Source organism: Bradyrhizobium erythrophlei (genome assembly GCF_042430365.1).
Lineage (GTDB): Bacteria > Pseudomonadota > Alphaproteobacteria > Rhizobiales > Xanthobacteraceae > Bradyrhizobium > Bradyrhizobium erythrophlei.
Genome location: NZ_JBHMET010000227.1, coordinates 1 through 1,217 on the forward strand (window position 1 = coordinate 1; position 1,217 = coordinate 1,217).

At 61.1% G+C, this 1,217-nt stretch carries 1 protein-coding gene; it reads left to right on the top strand.

Annotation, left to right across the window (positions count from 1 at the left end; all coding sequences use genetic code 11):
* Window positions 1-233: 233 nt before the first annotated feature.
* Window positions 234-1,115: an alpha/beta fold hydrolase gene (locus ACFFWD_RS32380; RefSeq protein ID WP_376972363.1), complete on the top strand. Its 882-nt coding sequence runs from the start codon at window positions 234-236 to the stop codon at window positions 1,113-1,115.
* The last annotated feature ends 102 nt before the right edge of the window (window positions 1,116-1,217 follow it).

Genomic DNA, 1,217 nt, shown 5'->3' on the forward strand with positions numbered 1-1,217 from the left:
AAACTACGCTTTTGTGCGCTAGGCTGCGATTTTGTGCGATGGCATTGGGCGAGCCGCTGGACTGCGGGTCCACCACGTCGCCGCGTCGCCGTCTCGTTCGTCTTGTCGTGGACGCATCAAAAGGTTCTATCGCTTTGCCGGACAGAGGGTGACGCATGCGATGCGTTTCCGAACGACATCGCCACGTGAGCACCGTGCTGGACCTGCAGGACAGCAGCCCTTAAGTAACCTCCATGGACGCAGCAATCGACGCGCCGCAATCGCGCTATTACCACTCCCAGGGGCTAAGGCTTCATTTCACCGATTGGGGTAACCCGCAGGCCCCGCCGTTGCTCCTGGTTCATGGCGGTCTCGATCATTCCCGCAGTTGGGATCATCTGGCGCACGCGTTGCGGCGCAACTTTCATGTCGTGGCGCCCGACCTTCGCGGGCATGGCGAGTCTGAATGGGCGACCGGCAGCAGCTACAGCCTGGCCGACCATGTCTACGATCTGACGGGCCTGGTGAACGCTGCAGGCTTCGAGAAGGTGTCGGTCGTCGGCCATTCGATGGGCGGCATGGTCAGCCTGACCTATGCCGGTGTGTTTCCGGGAAAGGTATCCCGGCTGGTCGCGCTCGACGGCGTGACCAATTATCCGGCGAGAAGAGTCAAGCCCGCTGACGTCAGAATCGCCGAGTGGATCAGTGATCTCGACAAACTGGCGCAACGGAAAATCCGCCGCTATGCGTCGGTCGCCGATGGCGCCGAGCGAATGCTTCATCGCAACCGGCATCTGACGCGCGAGCAGGCCATGCATCTGGCGACCCACGGCCTGAAGCAAAGTCCCGACGGCACTTATGGCTGGAAGTTCGATCCGTACTTGCGCGCCCGCGCGCCCTATCGGTTGTCGCTCGAAGACCATATCGGGCTGTGGTCGCGCATCGCGTGTCCGACGCTCCTCGTCAGCGGCAGCGAAAGTTTTCTGCCCGACCCTGCGACGGCCGGCGTGATGAAGCATTTTGAGAACGCCGAACTGGCAAGGATCGAGGGCGCGGGTCACTGGCTTCAACACGACAAGCCGGATGAAGTCCTCGACCTTCTCAAGAAATTCTTCGAGCAGGCAGAATCGAAATAGGCGGCCGTCAAAATTCGCCGCTGGCTATTCGCGACTCCTGCCCAATCGCGTGCCGGTATCCCTCGTCGCGACAAAAACCGTCGATAGCTCTTCCCGGCAAAC

Coding starts and splice junctions, on each gene's coding strand:
- ACFFWD_RS32380 (WP_376972363.1), top strand. CDS start 234: ATGGACGCAGCAATCGACGCGCCGCAATCGCGCTATTACCACTCCCAG.